Source organism: Salinicola sp. RZ23, from assembly GCF_003206675.1.
GTDB classification, from domain to species: Bacteria; Pseudomonadota; Gammaproteobacteria; order Pseudomonadales; family Halomonadaceae; genus Salinicola; species Salinicola endophyticus.
Map to the genome: position 1 here is coordinate 154,433 of NZ_PZJK01000015.1, position 17,526 is coordinate 171,958.

Consider the following 17,526-nt stretch of genomic DNA (forward strand, 5'->3'; position numbering starts at 1 on the left):
CCCAGGCATGCATAAGAACGGCTATCTCGAAGACATCCAAGACCTCAATCTGTCTTATCTGCTGCTGGTTCAGCGGCTTCTGAATGAAGACCGCGAGACCGCCATGTTCCGCTTGAATCTCGATGCCGAGATGGCCGATGCCATCGCCGGGCTGTCGATCAAGCAGTTGACCCAGTTGTCGCGTACCAATCAGTTGCTGTGTCACCTGCGCTTCTCCGACGCGCGTCAGCTCGATCTGCTGCTCAACAACCCGCGTGCCCAGGGGCTCAGCCAGACCCACGCCGCACTGCTGATGGCGGGGGCCAATCGTATTGCGCTGCCATCATCCCAGGAGGTTTGAGCCATGAGCGACAAGAGCCTGGTGGGGGAGATGTTGCAGGTTCAGCTGGCCATCGAGCTGATCGAGCTGGGGGCTCGTCTGCAGGTGCTCGAGACCGAGACCGCGCTGAGCCGTGGCCGGCTCATCAAGCTGTACAAGGAAGTCAAGGGGATGTCGCCGCCCAAGGGGATGCTGCCGTTCTCGGCCGACTGGTTCGTCACCTGGCTGCCCAACATCCACTCGTCGCTGTTCTACAACATCTATCGTCGTCTCAACGAAGAGCTCGGCTGTGAGCGCATGAGCGCCTTCGTGAAGGCCTATCGCCTCTACCTGGAGCAGGTGCAGCTGGATCAGGCGGAGCCCACGCTCGGGCTGACCCGCGCCTGGACCTTGGTGCGTTTCTTCGAGAGCGATCTGCTCCAGCTCTCGCGCTGCCAGAGCTGCGGCGGCGACTTCGTTGCCCACGCCCACAGCCCGATGCGAGATTACGTCTGTGGCATCTGTCAGCCGCCGTCGCGGGCCGGAAAGACGCGCAAGGCCAAGCGGGGTGCCAGCGAGGAGCCGGCGGGAGATACCGAGCAAGTGCAGCCGCTGCGCCGCACCGCCTCGCGCTGACACGCTGGGCGTGACATGGAACGGACCCCCTCGGGGGTCCGTTTTGCGTATCAGGGCTGGGTCCCTGCATGCCCGGGTCTCGGGCTTTTCTGTGCCGCTCACCCTCAAGTGGAGCCTGGCGTCTGCCGATAGAGAAGGCAGATTCGCCATGCATTGTCCCCAGGAGCGTGCCTCGTGTTGATTTTAATCGGTTACATCGTTGTTATCGGTAGCGTCTTCGGAGGCTACGCGGCGATCGGTGGCCACTTGGGCGCGCTGATACAGCCTTGGGAGTTCGTGATGATCGGTGGTGCCGCGATCGGTGCCTTCATCTGTGCCAACAACGGCAAGGCGATCAAGGCGACGCTGCGATCGTTCTCCAAGCTCAAGCGCACCAAGCGCTACAACAAGATGATGTACATGGAGCTGATGGCGCTCCAGTATCGCCTGCTGACCAAGGCGCGCCGCGACGGCATGCTGGCGATCGAACGTGATATCGATTCGCCCCAGGAGAGCGCGATCTTCGCCGACTATCCCAAGATCCTCTCCGACCCCATGATCATGGCATTTTTGACCGACTACCTGCGTCTGATGGTCAGCGGCAACATGGACCCCTTCGAGATCGATGCGCTGATGGAGCACGAGATCGAGACCTTTCAGCACGAGGCCGAAGTGCCGGCGCACTCGCTCTCTGCGGTGGGCGATGGTCTACCGGCTTTCGGTATCGTGGCTGCAGTCATGGGGGTGGTGCATGCCCTGGGTGCCGCCGACCAGGGCGCGGCGATGATGGGGCAGATGATTGCCCAGGCGCTGGTAGGGACCTTCGCCGGTATCCTCATGGCATACGGCTTCGTCACGCCGGTCGCCCACCATCTCAACCTCCAGGTCGGCGAAGCGACCAAGATGCTGCAGTGCATCCGCGTGACCTTGATGGCCAGCCTCAACGGCCTGGCGCCGCAACTGGCGGTGGAGTTTGGGCGCAAGGCGCTGTTCACGGCGGTGCGGCCCTCGTTCAGTGAGCTCGAAGAGCACGTGCGTTCGAGCGGCCAGACCCTGCGAGGCACCGGGACGGACAACTCATGAGTGCGGGAGGCGAGCGGCGGCCGATCATCGTCAAGCGCAAGCGTGTACAGAAGGCCGGGCATCACGGTGGCTCGTGGAAGATCGCCTACGCCGACTTCATGACCGCGCTGATGGCACTGTTCCTGGTGCTGTGGATTCTTTCCACTGTCAGCGAGAACGAGCTCGAGAGTATCGCCGAGTACTTCCGTACCCCGCTGGCGGTGGCGTTGACGGGCGGTGACAAGAACACTGCCAGTAGCAGTGTCATCCCCGGCGGTGGTGCCGACCCCACCGCCAGCAAGGGGGAGGTGCGTCGGGTCGATGTGCGTCAGCAGACCCGCCCGAGCGACGAGCAACGCATGCTGCGAGCCCTGCGTGATCGCCTGAGCAGTGTGATCCGTAACGACCCCCAGCTACGCCAGCTGCAGTCGCAGCTGCGCATGGACTTCTCTCCCGAAGGGTTGCGTGTGCAGATCGTCGACAGCGATCAACGGCCGATGTTCGAACTCGGCAGCGATCGGCTGGAGCCCTACATGGTCAAGATCCTGCGCAAGATTGCGCCGGTGCTCAACGAGATGCCCAATCTCATCAGTATCAGCGGGCATACCGACGCGTTGCCCTATGCCGGGGGTGAAAAAGGCTACAGCAACTGGGAGCTTTCCGCCGACCGCGCCAATGCCTCTCGACGCGAGCTGATCGCCGGCGGGCTCTCACCCGACAAGCTGCTGCGCGTCGCCGGCATGGGCTCCCGTGTCACCTTGCCGGGTACCGACCCAGCCGACGCCGTCAACCGCCGCATCAGCATCGTCGTGCTCGACAATCGTGCCTCGCGGGCGATCGAGCAGCGCGACGAGAAGGCGCTGCCGAACCCGCTGGATGATCAGGAACAGGCCGACACCGGCGTCGCGATTCCGACGCCGTCGATCGGCGTGCCTGGCAGTGATGCGGCGCCGGCGGTGCCGGCCTCGCCGGAAGGCGAAGCCACGCCGGGCGACCAAGCGCCGGCTGACGCCGCCGCGCCGACGTCTCCGGCCCCGGAGGATGCCTCGCCGGCTGCAGGCGCCGCGCAGTCTGGATAGGCGCGCGCCCACCGCACCGGGCTCATGGCCGGTGCGGTGGCGAAGCGCCCTGCACGTCTCAGTCGAGTGATCGATGCCTACCGCTGGATGGCCTGGTGCTCGCTACCTCCGATGACGTCGTATCCGCGGCCAGCTTCTCGCCCGTCTGCCAGGCCGGCTACCGATACGGGTATTTAACGGCAACGCCTAAACAATCCTCATGCGCTGCCGATAGTGGCAAGTAACGACGCCGTTCAGCGCAGGGGGTTGCCATGAACAGGCGTTGGTGCAAGCGGTTAGGCCGTGCCGAGGTCGCTATCGCGCGAGCATTATCAATGGCTTGGGTGCTTCATAATGGACATAAGTGATTTTTACGACACGTTCTTCGAAGAGGCCGAGGAGCTTCTGGCGGACATGGAACGCCTGCTGCTCGAGCTCGACGTGGATGATCCCGATGTCGAGGATCTCAACGCCATCTTTCGGGCAGCGCACTCCATCAAGGGCGGCGCGGGCACGTTCGGTTTCACGGTGCTCCAGGAGACGACGCACATCCTGGAGAATCTGCTCGATTACACCCGGCGTGGCGAATTGACCCTGCGGCGCGACATCGTCGACACGTTCCTGGAAACCAAAGACATGCTTCACGATCAACTGGATGCCTATCGCAACGGCAGTGAACCCGACGCTGAGGCGTTCGAGCGCATCTGTCGCATTCTCCAGCAGATCGCGCAGGACGAGCTGGGTCTGCGCAACGCCGTCTCTGCGGCGGCGGAAACGCCGGCGGCTGCGCCGGCCGCGGAGCCCAAGCCCGAACCTGAGCCGGAAGTTTCCAGCGCCAGCGAGGCTACGGTCTCGGGGGCGCGTCAGCTCACCATCACGTTGCTCGGGGTGAGTGCCAAGGATCGTGAGCTGCTGGTCGACGAACTCAAGCACTTTGGTGAGATCGGCGCCCAGTCCGGTGACGAGACGCGCTACCAGGTGAGCCTCGAGAGTTCGGAATCCCAGAGCGACATCGAAGCGGTACTCTGCTTCATCATCGAGCCGGAGCAGCTGCAGATCGAGGCGTCTGCTGCCGGTGGTGCGCCGTCGGTCAAGGCCAGTGCGCCCGCCGCCAGTGCGCCCGCCGCCAGCGCGCCCGCTGCCAGCACCGCCGCTGACGAGCCTGATCAGGTCAGTGCGAAGCCGGCCGCGGAGAGTGCCGCAGCGGCGCCTGCCGCCAAGCCGGCTGCCGCGGGCGGCGCCAAAGCGAAGGCGGCGGCCAAGGCCAAGGCCAAAGGCGGTGAATCCGGCACCATTCGGGTGCCCGTGGACAAGGTCGATCAGATCATCAATCTGGTGGGTGAGCTGATCATCACCCAGTCGATGCTCGAACAGACTGCCAGCGACATGGATATCGTCTCCCATGGCCCGCTGGTCAACGGTATGAACCTGCTCCAGCGCAACGCGCGTGACCTGCAGGAAGCGGTGATGTCGGTGCGCATGATGCCGATGGACTACGTCTTCAGCCGTTTTCCGCGACTGGTGCGCGACCTGGCCGACAAACTGGGCAAGGACGTCGAGCTGGTCACCGAGGGTAAATCGACCGAGCTCGACAAGAGTCTGATCGAGCGCATCATCGATCCGCTCACGCACCTGGTGCGCAATAGTCTCGACCATGGCCTCGAGTCGCCGGATAAGCGCGAGGCCGCGGGCAAGTCGCCCACCGGTCGGCTGACGCTCTCGGCACAGCATCAGGGTGGCAACATCCTGATCGAGGTGATCGACGACGGTGCCGGGCTCAGCCGTGACAGAATCCTGGCCAAGGCGCGCGCCAACGGCCTGACCATTCCGGATAACATCAGTGACGACGACGTCTGGCAGATGATCTTCGCGCCGGGCTTCTCCACCGCCGAGCAGGTCAGCGACGTCTCCGGCCGCGGTGTGGGCATGGATGTGGTCAAGCGTAACATTCAGGAGATGGGTGGCCACGTCGAGATCATGAGCCAGCCGGGCAAGGGGACCACCACGCGGATCGTGCTGCCGCTGACCCTTGCCATCCTCGATGGCATGTCGATCCGCTGTGGCGAGGAGACCTTCCTGCTGCCGCTCAACGCCGTACTCGAATCGCTGCAGCCGCTGGCCGAGGATATCTACTCGATGGCCGGCGATGATCAGGTGCTCAAGGTGCGCGATGAGTATCTGCCCATCATCACGCTGCACCATGCGCTGGATATCCCGGGCGCCAAGACCAAGGTGACCGAAGCGATCGCCGTGATCGTGCAGGGCGAGGGACGCCGCTATGCGCTGCTGGTAGACGACTTAGTCGGTCAGCAGCAGGTCGTGGTGAAGAACCTGGAAACCAACTATCGCCGAGTGCCGGGTATCTCTGCCGCGACCATCCTGGGTGACGGCAGCGTTGCCCTGATTCTCGACATTGCCGACTTGCATCGCCTCGATCGGCGCAAGTCCCAGCAGCGCCATCAGGCGAAACACCATCATTCAGTGGAGGTACAGCCAGCATGACAGCACAAGCGAGTGTGGAGGCCATCGTCAGCGAGGCAGCCAGCAATGAGTATCTGGTCTTCTCCCTGGGCGACGAGGAGTATGCGGTCGATATCCTCAAGGTCCAGGAGATCCGTGGCTACGAGAACGTCACCCGGATCGCCAACGTGCCCGAGTTCATCAAAGGGGTGACCAACCTGCGTGGCGTGATCGTGCCGATCATCGACCTGCGTCTGAAATTCCATCTCGAGAACGTCGAGTATGGCGGTCAGACGGTGGTCATCGTGGTCAACGTGGCCGATCGCATCGTGGGTATCGTGGTCGACGGCGTCTCCGACGTCATGAGCCTCACGCCGGATCAGATCAAACCGGCCCCCGAGTTCGGCGTCACGCTCTCTTCCGACTACCTCAACGGTATCGGCAGTCTCGATGACCGGATGCTGGTGCTGGTGGACATCGAGAAGTTGCTGACTCACGAAGAGATGCAACTGGTCGATCGCACTGCCACTCAGGGGTGAGCTCGCGCCGGCCCCCGAGAAGATCAAGACCGCAGCTTCGGCTGCGGTCTTGCGTTAGGTGCCTACGATCCTGTCGCTATCGCCCTCGGCATTGCGGTCCAGCGGCCGTCGAGTCAGGTCGATCAAGGCCGCCGGCGAGATGAATAGGGCGGTGGCGCGTGTGAATTTGGGCAGTGACTGCTCAGGGAGGATTCAGATCACGAGGGAATCAGGACAGGGAAGATTTAAGGCATCGCTGTTTTAGCCGATATATGGGATGGCCGCGGGATCATGATATTCACGTCATTGCCGACGCACATCTTGAGCAGCGGTACTTATCAATCTTCAGGAAAATAAGCACATGTTGAACCTTCGTGACTGGACCATGCGCCGTAAGCTGTGGGCGACCCTGATTCTGATGTGGGTCGGTTTGATACTGGTCGCCGGGTGGTCTCTCTATTCCATGCGCGCCAATCTGTTCGAACAGCGTACCCAGAGTCTCGAGTATTTCATCGGCAGCGCCAAGCAGCTGGTCGACAGCTACGTCGACCAGGCGCAGCAGGGCAAACTGAGCGAGCAGGAGGCCAAGCAGCGCGCCATTGCCGATCTTTCGCATCTCAATTTCGGTGCTGACGGCTATCTGTTCGTCTTCGATTCCAATCTCGATATCGTCTATCACCCGCGCCGCGACACCGGTAGCAGCATGCGTGATTATCAGGACCCGAAGGGCAACTATCTCTATCGCGACATGCTCGCTGCCGGACAGCAGCCGGGGGGTGGCCTGGTGGGCTACGTGTCCCGGCGCAGCGGCGGCGACAAGATGTTCGACAAGTTGAGCTATGTCATGCGTGTGCCGGCGTGGGACTGGCAGATCGCCACCGGTGTCTACGTCGATGACATCGACGCCATCATCATGCGGGGTCTGCTGGTCTACCTGGGTCTGATCCTGGCCATCGGCGGCGTGCTGTCACTGATCGTGGCCTGGGTCATTCGTAACGTGCTCGGGAGCCTGGGTGGCGATCCGGGACAGGCCCGGGAGCGCGTCCAGCACATCGCCGCCGGGGACTTCACGCAGCCGCTGGTGCTCAAGTCCAGCGACGACAGCAGCCTGCTGCATGCCATCGAGGGCATGCGCCGGCGGCTCAACGAGACCTTTGCGGAAGTCCGTGCCAGCGCCGAGTGGGTCAACGTGGGTGCAGGACAGATCGCCAGCGGTAACCAGGATCTGGCGGTACGCACCGACCAGCAGTCAGCGGCGATCGTCGAGACCGCCTCGAGCATGGAGCAGCTGACCCAGACCGTGCGTCACAACGCCGACAATGCCGATGCCGCGACCCAGGCGGCGGCGCAGACCCGAGATCGGGCCGAGCAGGGCGGCAGCATGATGCACGACGTCGAATCGACCATGGCCAAGATCCAGGAGAGTTCGCGACGGATGGCCGAGATCGTCGACATGATCGACAACATCGCCTTTCAGACCAATATCCTGGCGCTCAACGCCTCGGTCGAGGCAGCGCGCGCGGGCACCGCGGGGCGCGGCTTTGCGGTGGTCGCCGAAGAGGTGCGTAACCTGGCCAGCCGCAGTGCCGATGCCTCACGTGAGATTCGCGGGCTGATCGGCACCGCCGGGGAGCAAGTGGAAACCGGTGTCGACCTGGTCGGCAAGGTCGGGGCGGCGATGGAGGAGATCGTCGCGTCGGTATCCAGTGTCAGCGGTCTGATGGATGAGATCGCGGGGGCCTCGCGCGAGCAGCGTGGGGGGATCGAGCAGGTCAATCAGGCGATCTCCGAGCTAGATCAGGTCACCGGTCAGAACGCCAGTCTGGTACAGCAGACCGCCAGCGCCTCGCAGTCCCTGGTCGAACAGGCCAGGCGCCTCGAGGCGGCGCTCGAGCAGTATCGCGTGCAGGCCACCGATGCCACCGGCAGTGACGCCCATGTCGAGCGACAGCCCGCCGCACGGGCTCGGCTGGCGGCAGCGTCGTCCAAGGCCTGAGGCCGGGTGCCGACGGGCGAGGGTTAAAGTTCGGCACGCTTACGCCGATAGCTAGAGCAACTAATAAAGCGGGGTCGGGGAGCGCGATCTGCTCATCAACGGACCCGAAACAATGTCAGGGAAACTGCGATGCGAAACAATCAACCCGTGATCGACCGGGAAGTCCCGCTGGACGACGACGCCTATTTGATTTCGCGAACCGACCTCGATAGTCGGATCACCTATGCCAATCCGGCCTTCGTCAGCGTGAGTGGTTTCCCTTACGACGAGTTGCTGGGGGCGCCGCACAATATCGTGCGCCATCCCGACATGCCGCCGGCGGCTTTCGCCGACCTTTGGCAGACCCTCAAGCAGGGCAAGACCTGGACCGGGGTGATCAAGAACCGCTGCAAGGACGGTAGTTTCTACTGGGTGCAGTCGACGGTCACGCCGATCATCGATGGCGGAGAGGTGGTCGGCTACACCTCGGTGCGCGTCAAGCCCAGCGAAGAGGAGCGCAAGCTCGCCGAAGCCTGCTATCCGCGCATGCTCGCCGGCCGCGGTCGCGGCTACCGCCTGCAGCAGGGGCGCCTGCAGCGGCGTGGCGTGCTGGCGTCCGTCAAACGTTTCAGTCTGGGGTCACTCAAGGGCCGCCTGATCGCGATGATGGTGTTTGCGCTGCTGGTGCTGGGGGCTAGCGGCGGACTGGCGATCCATGCGCTCAACGCCAGCGGTGAACGTCTGCAGACGCTTGCCGAGGAGGGTATGGGTGACCTGGCGCGACTGCAGAAGATCGATCAGTTGATGTCGAAGGGGCGTGATCTGGTCTCGAAGCCGGTCAGCAACCCCATGGCCACCGATCTGGCACCGATCAAGACCCAGGTAGAGGCCTTGATCACCGAATTGCAGTCCACCTGGGACGCCTACTATGACGGTCGACCGGATAATCAGTCAGCCGCCGCGGAGACCTTCGACGCCGACCTCGAGCGCTACCGTGAGCAGGGGCTCGAGGCGGTGATGAAAGCGCTGGACAGCGGTGACTTCTATCAGTCCTACGTCGCCTACAACGATGTCCTGCAGGCGGACAGCGACAAGACCAGCGCCGACCTCAACGCGCTGGTGGAGGCCAAGCGACGCAGCGGTAACGAGATGTTGGCGGCCGCCGAGGCGGCTCAGCACCATGCGCTGATGGTACTGATCGGGTTGCTGCTGGTCAGTGCTGTCGTGCTGGTGGTCATCGGCGTGACCACGATCCGCGCGGCACTCAAGCCGCTGCGCGAAGCGCTCGACTTCACCCGGCAGATTGCCTCCGGCAACCTTGGTGCTGAGCTGAGTCAGCAGCGCAAGGACGAACTGGGGCAACTGATCATCGCGCTCAATGGCATGCGCCAGAGTCTGGGAACCATCGTCAGTGACGTCGATGCCAATGTGGCGGTGGTGCGTCCGGCGACTCAGGATATCGCCACGGGCAACGAGGATCTCTCCTCGCGCACCGAGCAGCAGGCCGCCTCGCTGGCAGAGACCGCGAGCAGTATGGAGCAGATGACGGCGACGGTGAAGCAGAACGCTGACAACGCGCGCCAGGCGAGCCAGTTGGCGGGTGGCGCCACCGATACGGTCAGGCGTAGTGGTGAGGTCATGGGGCAGGTGGTCGACACCATGGGTCGGATCACCGACAGCTCACGCAAGGTCGCGGACATCGTCGGGGTGATCGACTCGATCGCCTTCCAGACCAACATCCTGGCGCTCAACGCCTCGGTCGAGGCGGCACGAGCGGGTGAACAGGGGCGCGGGTTCGCAGTAGTGGCCGGAGAAGTACGCAACCTGGCCAGTCGCAGCGCCGAAGCCGCCAAGGAGATTCGCAACCTGATCGACAGCTCGACCCAGGAGGTGGGGCACGGTGCGGACCTGGTCCGCGAGGCCGAAGGTGCGATCGGCGAGGTGGTCGACGCGGTGACCCGGGTCAATGACATCATCAGTGAGATATCGGCTGCCTCCGACGAGCAGACCAGTGGCATTCAGCAGATCAGCCAGGCGGTGGCACAGATGGACGAGGTGACGCAGCAGAACGCCCAGCGCGTGCAGACCAGCGCGGCGTCTGCGGTCGAGCTGCGCACCAGCGTCGATAGCCTGGCGCGCTCCATCGCAGTGTTCCGGCTTGCCGGAAGTGGTAAAGAACGGGCGCCCGGGGGTGGCAGAGAGCCACGTCTGGCGCCTAACCCGGCAGCGTCGAAAAACGCTGCCCCGGCGCTGGCGTCGAGCGACAAGTCCCGGGCACGCCCGGCTGGCGGCGACGATACAGGGGAGTGGGAGGCATTTTGAAAAACGATCAGACCATGTTTGCTGTTGCCAATTCGGAAACAGCCGATGCCCCGGCGAGCTTCTCTCGCGACCTCGATTTCACCGTGCGCGACTTCGAGCGGGTACGGGCATTGATCTACCGGCGTGCGGGTATCGTCATGGCCGACAACAAGCGAGAGATGGTCTACAGCCGTCTGGCCAAGCGCCTGCGGCTACACGGCATGACTCGCTTCAGTGACTATCTGGCGCATCTCGACTCAAGGCCGGACTCCGACGAGTGGGAAGCGTTCACCAATGCGCTGACGACCAATCTCACCGCCTTCTTCCGAGAGGCTCACCACTTCCCGGTGCTCGCGGAGGAGATCAAGCGCCGAGGCCCGAGCATCAAGATCTGGTGTGCCGGCGCCTCTACCGGTGAAGAGCCCTACTCGCTGGCGATGACCGTGCAGGAGGCGCTGGGCTCGGCTGCGTCGCAGGTCAAGATCCTGGCCACCGACATCGATACCGAGGCGCTCAATACCGCGCGCCAGGGGATCTATCCTCTGGAATCGGTGGAGAAGCTGGGCGAGGCGCGCTGCCGGCGCTTCTTCCAGCGCGGCAGTGGTGCGCGCGCTGGCAAGGCGCGAGTGCGGCCGGAGCTCGCGTCGATGATCGATTTCCGCACGCTCAATCTGGTCACCGACAAGTGGTCGCTGAATGCGCCTTTCGACATCATCTTCTGTCGTAACGTGATGATCTATTTCGACAAGGAGACCCAGTCGGCGATCCTGCGCCGTTTCGCGTCGCAGATGAAGCCGGATGGTCTGCTGTTCGCCGGCCACTCCGAGAACTTTTCGTTCCTGAATCAGACGTTCCGCCTGCGCGGTCAGACCATCTACACGCTGGCGGCGAATGCCGTTGCCGGCGCTGCGCGAGGAGGGCGCCCAGCATGAAACCCCGGATCAAGGTACTGTGCGTCGACGACTCGGCACTCATTCGCGATCTGATGACCAAGATCATCGAGTCGCAGTCGGACATGGAGGTCGTGGCCACCGCGCCCGATCCCCTGGTGGCGCGGGATCTGATCAAGCGCCACAACCCGGATGTGTTGACCCTGGACGTCGAGATGCCGCGCATGGACGGGCTCGACTTCCTCGAGCGTCTGATGCGCCTGCGCCCCATGCCGGTGCTGATGGTCTCCTCGTTGACCCAGCGCGGCTCCGAGATCACCCTGCGTGCGCTGGAGCTGGGGGCGGTCGATTTCGTCGCCAAGCCCGAAGTGGGTATCCGCGAAGGGATGCTCGAGTATGCCGGCATGATCGCCGACAAGATTCGCGCCGCGGCCCAGTCGCGGCCACGCCGTCAGCCCGAGAGCGCGTCCCCGGCGGTACCCCGCGAGGCGCTCAAGGCGCCGATGCTGTCGAGCGAGAAGCTGATTATCATTGGTGCCTCGACCGGCGGCACCGAGGCGATTCGCCAGGTGCTCGAGCCGCTGCCTGCCAACAGCCCGGCGATTCTGGTGACCCAGCACATGCCGAGCGGTTTCACGCGCTCGTTCGCCGAGCGCCTCGATCGCCTGTGTCGGGTCACCGTCAAGGAGGCCGAGCAAGGCGAGCGAGTGCTGCCAGGTCATGTTTATATCGCACCCGGGGACTGGCACATGCGCCTGGCCCGCTCCGGGGCCAACTATGTGATTGCGCTGGATGACACCGCGCCGGTCAATCGCCACCGTCCTTCGGTCGACGTGCTGTTCGACTCGGCGGCCAGTTGTGCCGGGCGCAATGCGCTCGGGGTGCTGCTTACCGGCATGGGTAAGGACGGTGCCGCTGGACTGTTGAAGATGCGTCAGGCCGGTTCGCATACCGTGGCCCAGGACGAAGCCAGCTGCGTGGTGTTCGGCATGCCCAAGGAGGCGATTGCCCTGGGTGGTGCTGAAGAGATCGTGTCGCTGCCGGATATCGCGCGCCATCTGGTACAGCAGATGCACGCTTCCGGTCGCGCACAGCGGGTTTAAAGCTGACGACGCGGTTGCCGATAACCAGAGCAATCGCCCGCGTATTGACAAGGATTGAGGAAAGACGATGGCTGACAAGAACATGAGCATTCTGGTCGTGGATGACTTCCCGACCATGCGCCGGATCGTGCGCAGCCTGCTCAAGGAGCTCGGGTTCGAGAACGTCGAAGAGGCGGAAGATGGCCAGGAAGCGCTGACCAAGCTGCGCGCCGGCGGCTTCGAGTTCGTGGTCTCGGACTGGAACATGCCCAATCTGGATGGTCTCGAGATGCTCAAGGAGATCCGCCAGGATCCGGCGCTGTCGTCACTGCCGGTGCTGATGGTCACGGCGGAAGCCAAGAAAGAGAATATCATTGCCGCCGCCCAGGCGGGCGCCAACGGCTACGTTGTCAAGCCGTTCACGGCGGCCACGCTGGAAGAGAAGCTCAACAAAATTTTCGAAAAACTGGGCAAATGACGCCACAGGAGGGTAGATCATGAGCGGTGCCAACCCTCAAGAGACGGCGGCTCCCGACGATCTGATTCGTCGCATCGGCCATCTCACGCGCATGCTGCGCGACAACATGCGTGAGCTGGGCCTGGACAAGGAGGTCGAGCGCGCGGCCCAGGCGATTCCCGATGCTCGCGACCGCCTGAGCTACGTCGCTTCGATGACCGAGCAGGCCGCCGAGCGGGCGCTCAATGCCATCGACCAGGCGCAACCGATCCAGAACTCGCTGGAGAGCGAAGCGCTGGCGCTGGACAAGCGCTGGGATGCCTGGTTCGCCGAGCCCAAGGAGCTCGATGAGGCCAAGGCGCTGGTCACCGACACCCGCAGCTACCTGCAGATGGTACCCAAGCAGACCAGCGCCACCAATGCGCAACTGCTCGAGATCATGATGGCCCAGGACTTCCAGGATCTCACCGGCCAGGTGATCAAGAAGATGATGGATGTCATCCGCGAGATCGAACAGCAGCTGCTGCAGGTGCTGATCGACAACGCGCCGGACAGCGCCGAACGGCGCGAGCTCTCGGCGACCGTCGCGGCCAAGCAGTCGTCATCGCTGCTCAACGGCCCTCAGATCAACCCCCAGGCCGCGGATGTGGTGAGCAACCAGGATCAGGTCGACGACCTGCTCGACAGCCTCGGCTTCTGAACCGATGCCGCGCCCCGGCAGGGGCGCGGCAGTCTGCCTGTGCAGGCCGCTCTACTGATGGCGCCATGTCGTCAGCACCAGGTCGTTAGCACCACACCAGGTCGTTAGCACCACGTCTTTAGCACTATGTCGGTAGCGCTATGCCGATAGCCCCAGGTCGGCACGTCCACCGCGCCGCTCCGGGCGCGTCGGCCTTTCCCTGCTGACCTCCCGTATGCCGGCCTTGAATGTGTGGCCGGCCACTCCGCCGTGCTTGCACGAGAAATAGCCGCCACTTGGCCGTGCTATTTCCGCCTTTGACTTCCCCCTGCGCCACGCAGAATGTCGTCCACGCGATGATGCGCCTTACCGTGGCGGAGTCCGCTTGGCCGAGCAGAACGATAGCGATCAGGAAAAGACCGAACCAGCGACACCTCGACGCCTGCAGAAGGCGCGCGAGGAGGGGCAGGTCGCACGCTCGCGCGAGCTTGCCACCTTTTTGCTGCTGGCCTGTGGTGTCGGCGGTCTGTGGCTCATGGGTCACAACCTGTACGACGACCTGGGCATGGTGATGGAGCAGTCGTTCATATTCGATCGCGGCATGATCTTCGACACGTCGCGCACGCTCAGCCATGTCTGGACGCTGGGCCAGAGCACCTTGATCGTGCTGCTGCCACTGTTTTTGCTGTTCGCGGTGGCGGCGGTGCTCGGGCACACGTTGCTCGGCGGCTGGCTGATGTCGGCCAAGTCGATGGCGCCGCAGATCAGCAAGCTCAACCCGGCCAAGGGGTTGAAGCGCATGTTCTCGACCCAGGCGCTGGCCGAGCTGGCCAAGGCGATCGCCAAGTCGGCGCTGGTCGGGGGAGTCGGCGTCTACTACCTGTGGTCGCACAAGGACAATCTGCTCGGGCTGATGGAGCTGCCGATACAGCAGGCGCTGGCCACGGCGATGCGCATTGCGGCGATCGGCTGTGGGTTGATCGTGGCCTCGATGATCGTGGTGATCCTGATCGACGTGCCCTACCAGATCTGGAGCCACCACAAGAAATTGCGCATGAGCCGCGAAGATATCCGGCAAGAGCACAAGGAGAGCGAGGGCGATCCCCACGTCAAGGGGCGCATTCGCTCGCAGCAGCAGGCGATGGCGCGTCGGCGCATGATGAGCAAGGTGCCCGATGCTGATGTCATCGTCACCAACCCGACCCATTACGCCGTGGCGCTGAGCTACGAACAGGCGTCGATGGCGGCACCGCGGGTGGTCGCGAAGGGTGCCGACGCGGTTGCCGCGCGCATTCGTGAGTTGGGCGACGAGCACTGCATCCCGCGGCTGGAGGCGCCGCCGCTGGCACGCGCGCTCTACCGGCACGTCGATCTCGACCAAGAGATTCCGGCCGATCTGTACACCGCAGTGGCCGAGGTGCTGGCCTGGGCGTTCCGGCTCAAACAGGTGGCGAGCGAGGGCGGTGACACGCCGCCGACGCCGCACGATCTCCCCGTCCCGCCGAGTCTCGACGATCGCGGTGAGGGTACTGATGCACCCAAGGAGGGTGAATGAACGCGCTGACCCAGTGGTTCGGCCGACAACAGTTGTCCGGCGGCTCACAGTTGAAGTTGCTGGCCGGCCCGGTGCTGATCATCATGATTCTGAGCATGATGATCCTGCCGCTGCCGCCGTTCGCGCTCGATCTCTTCTTCACCTTCAATATCGCGCTCTCGATCATGGTGCTGCTGGTCAGCATGTTCACCGAGAAGCCGCTCGATTTCGCCGCCTTCCCGGCGGTACTGCTGTTCTCGACCCTGCTGCGGCTGTCGCTCAACGTGGCTTCGACCCGTGTGGTGCTGATGGACGGGCACGAGGGCGGGGACGCCGCGGGCAAGGTGATCGAAGCTTTCGGCGCTTTCTTGATCGGCGGCAACTTCGCCGTGGGGCTGGTGGTGTTCCTGATTCTGGTGGTGATCAACTTCATGGTCATCACCAAGGGGGCGGGGCGTATCGCCGAGGTCGGTGCACGCTTCACCCTCGACTCGATGCCCGGCAAGCAGATGGCCATCGATGCCGACCTCAACGCCGGCCTGATCGGTGAAGAGGAGGCGCGCCGGCGACGCAGTGAAATCAACCAGGAGTCGGAGTTCTACGGCTCCATGGATGGTGCCAGCAAGTTCGTACGCGGCGACGCCATGGCAGGGCTCTTGATCATGGTGATCAACCTGATCGGCGGGCTGATGATCGGGATCGGTCAGCACGGCATGCCGTTCGCCGATGCCGCCAAGACCTATACGCTGCTCACCGTGGGCGACGGCCTGGTGGCGCAGATTCCGGCACTGGTCATCTCCACTGCGGCGGGCGTCACTGTCTCGCGTGTCAACACCGATCAGGACGTCGGCCAGCAGCTGCTCAGCCAGCTTTTCAACAATCCGCGGGTCATGTACCTCGCCGCTGGCGTGATGACGCTGCTCGGGGTCATCCCGGGCATGCCCAACCTGGTCTTCCTGCTGTTCGCAGCCGCCCTGGGCGGTCTCGGCTGGTGGCTGTCGCGCCAGAATCAGCAGCAGACCGCACAGCGCGTGGAGGAGAAGGCACCCGCGGCGGTGCAGGAGACCCCAGAGGCGAGTTGGGACGACGTGCAGTTGGTCGATACTCTGGGGCTCGAGGTAGGGCACCGGCTGATTCCGCTGGTCGACCAGCGCCAGCAGGGCGAGCTGCTGGGTCGAATCAAGAGCGTGCGCAAGAAGTTTGCCCAGGACGTCGGCTTCCTGCCCTCGGTGGTGCATATCCGTGACAACCTCGAGCTCAGCCCCAATACCTACGTCATCACCCTCAAGGGAGTCGAGATCGGGCGCGCCGAGGCGTTCCCCGGACGCTGGCTGGCGATCGATCCGGGCCAGGTCTCCGGGGCGATCGACGGCGTCGAGACCGAGGATCCGGCGTTTGGCCTCAAGGCCTACTGGATCGACACCGCCCAGCGCGAGCGCGCGCAGATCTACGGCTATACGGTGGTCGACGCCAGCACCGTGGTGGCGACGCATCTCAATCACCTGCTGCACGAGCATGCCGACGACATGCTGGGCCGTGCGGAGGTGCAGCAGCTGCTGGACAAGGTCTCCGAGCAGCAGAAGTCGTTGGTCGAGGACGTGGTACCCAAGCTCATTCCGCTCACTACGGTACAGCGTATCCTGCAGAACCTGCTCGCCGAGGATGTGCCGATTCGCGACATGCATACCATCCTCGATGTGCTTGCCGAGTTCGCGCCGCAGCAGACCGACGCCGGCGAGCTCACCGCGATCGTCCGCGTGGCGCTGGGCCGTGCCATTACCCAGCAGTGGTTCCCCGGGCACGAGCCGATGCACGTCATCGGGCTCGAGCCGCGTCTCGAGCAGGTGCTGACCCAGGCGCTCAATAACGGCGGGGCGCTCGAGCCAGGACTGGCCGACACCCTGATGAAGCAGGCTGCGGCGGCGGTCGAGCGCCAGCAGAGCCGTGATGAACCGGCGGTGCTGGTGGTCCAGCACGGGTTGCGGGGGCTGCTGGCGCGCTTCCTGCGGCGGCAGATCAAGTCGCTGGTGGTGCTCTCCCAGGCCGAGATACCCGATGACCGCACGCTGCGGGTCACCGCCACCATCGGGGGTAACGGCTGATGTCTCGCGTGCCGCTGACGGCGCTGGCGCTGTGCGCGGTGCTGGGGGCGAGCGACGCGCTGGCCGCGGCCGCGGGTTCCTGGGTCGGCAAGCTGCCGCGGCAGGTGGTGGTGGCCAGCCAGCGCGCGCTGAGCAGTGCTCCGGTCATGCCCCCCGAATCCATCGGCCAGGCCCGCGTGACCCGGGTCTCCTGGCGCTTCGATGTCGAGGGCCCGGTGCAGGGACTCGAGGCACGGCTGTGTCAGGCCGAGCTCTGCGTGGCGCTGGACACGACCCATGGCAGCACCCGGCGCTTCGCCGGCCGCGATGCCGCGCAGCCGTTGACGTTCTGGTTCCGTCTGCGTCCGCAGAGTGGCAAGCGCGTGGTGATCAGTCGTGGCCAGATCATGGTGGACTTCGCCCGCGGCGCACCCCGGCAGGGCGACAAAAAGGCAAAATAGCGTCCTCTAGCCCGGGAGTTTGACGGCTAACGCTGGTTCCGGCGGCGCATAATAT

General features: G+C 64.0%; 15 protein-coding genes. All 15 read left to right on the forward strand.

Annotated features, from left to right (window positions below; all coding sequences use genetic code 11):
• The first annotated feature begins 7 nt into the window (after window positions 1-7).
• Entirely contained in the window at window positions 8-340 is a 333-nt protein-coding gene (flhD, locus tag DOM67_RS15520; RefSeq protein WP_110677542.1) for a flagellar transcriptional regulator FlhD, read from the forward strand.
• Window positions 341-343: 3 nt separating this feature from the next.
• Window positions 344-934 (forward strand): flagellar transcriptional regulator FlhC, encoded by a 591-nt coding sequence (gene flhC, locus DOM67_RS15525; RefSeq protein WP_110677544.1) that lies wholly within the window; start codon window positions 344-346, stop codon window positions 932-934.
• 174 nt (window positions 935-1,108) lie between these two features.
• Window positions 1,109-1,996, forward strand: coding sequence for a flagellar motor stator protein MotA (gene motA, locus DOM67_RS15530; protein WP_110677546.1), 888 nt, complete (start codon window positions 1,109-1,111; stop codon window positions 1,994-1,996).
• Complete coding sequence (motB, locus tag DOM67_RS15535) at window positions 1,993-3,054, forward strand: flagellar motor protein MotB (RefSeq protein WP_110677548.1); 1,062 nt, start codon at window positions 1,993-1,995, stop codon at window positions 3,052-3,054. The genes motA and motB overlap by 4 nt, the downstream gene beginning before the upstream one ends.
• A 333-nt stretch (window positions 3,055-3,387) precedes the next feature.
• Window positions 3,388-5,535 carry a chemotaxis protein CheA gene (cheA, locus tag DOM67_RS15540; RefSeq protein ID WP_110677550.1) on the forward strand — a complete coding sequence of 716 codons (2,148 nt, stop codon included), beginning with the start codon at window positions 3,388-3,390 and terminating at the stop codon, window positions 5,533-5,535.
• Window positions 5,532-6,032, forward strand: a complete 501-nt coding sequence (gene cheW, locus DOM67_RS15545) for a chemotaxis protein CheW (RefSeq protein ID WP_110677552.1) — start codon at window positions 5,532-5,534, stop codon at window positions 6,030-6,032. Before cheA ends, cheW begins: the two co-directional genes overlap by 4 nt.
• A 340-nt stretch (window positions 6,033-6,372) precedes the next feature.
• Window positions 6,373-8,007 (forward strand): methyl-accepting chemotaxis protein, encoded by a 1,635-nt coding sequence (locus DOM67_RS15550; protein ID WP_110677554.1) that lies wholly within the window; start codon window positions 6,373-6,375, stop codon window positions 8,005-8,007.
• Window positions 8,008-8,136: 129 nt separating this feature from the next.
• A complete protein-coding gene (locus DOM67_RS15555; RefSeq protein WP_110677556.1) occupies window positions 8,137-10,308 on the forward strand; it encodes a PAS domain-containing methyl-accepting chemotaxis protein in 2,172 nt (723 codons plus the stop codon).
• Between the two features lie 14 nt (window positions 10,309-10,322).
• On the forward strand, window positions 10,323-11,219 hold the full coding sequence (locus tag DOM67_RS15560) for a CheR family methyltransferase (protein ID WP_110677999.1): 897 nt from the start codon (window positions 10,323-10,325) through the stop codon (window positions 11,217-11,219).
• Entirely contained in the window at window positions 11,216-12,280 is a 1,065-nt protein-coding gene (locus tag DOM67_RS15565) for a chemotaxis response regulator protein-glutamate methylesterase (protein WP_110677558.1), read from the forward strand. Before DOM67_RS15560 ends, DOM67_RS15565 begins: the two co-directional genes overlap by 4 nt.
• Window positions 12,281-12,347: 67 nt before the next feature.
• Window positions 12,348-12,737 carry a chemotaxis response regulator CheY gene (cheY, locus tag DOM67_RS15570; protein WP_035471732.1) on the forward strand — a complete coding sequence of 130 codons (390 nt, stop codon included), beginning with the start codon at window positions 12,348-12,350 and terminating at the stop codon, window positions 12,735-12,737.
• Window positions 12,738-12,756: 19 nt separating this feature from the next.
• Entirely contained in the window at window positions 12,757-13,416 is a 660-nt protein-coding gene (gene cheZ / locus DOM67_RS15575) for a protein phosphatase CheZ (RefSeq protein WP_110677560.1), read from the forward strand.
• A 364-nt stretch (window positions 13,417-13,780) separates the two neighbouring features.
• Window positions 13,781-14,950: a flagellar biosynthesis protein FlhB gene (gene flhB / locus DOM67_RS15580; RefSeq protein WP_110677562.1), complete on the forward strand. Its 1,170-nt coding sequence runs from the start codon at window positions 13,781-13,783 to the stop codon at window positions 14,948-14,950.
• Window positions 14,947-17,031, forward strand: coding sequence for a flagellar biosynthesis protein FlhA (gene flhA / locus DOM67_RS15585; protein WP_110677564.1), 2,085 nt, complete (start codon window positions 14,947-14,949; stop codon window positions 17,029-17,031). Before flhB ends, flhA begins: the two co-directional genes overlap by 4 nt.
• On the forward strand, window positions 17,031-17,471 hold the full coding sequence (locus DOM67_RS15590; RefSeq protein WP_110677566.1) for a flagellar protein FlhE: 441 nt from the start codon (window positions 17,031-17,033) through the stop codon (window positions 17,469-17,471). The genes flhA and DOM67_RS15590 overlap by 1 nt, the downstream gene beginning before the upstream one ends.
• The last annotated feature ends 55 nt before the right edge of the window (window positions 17,472-17,526 follow it).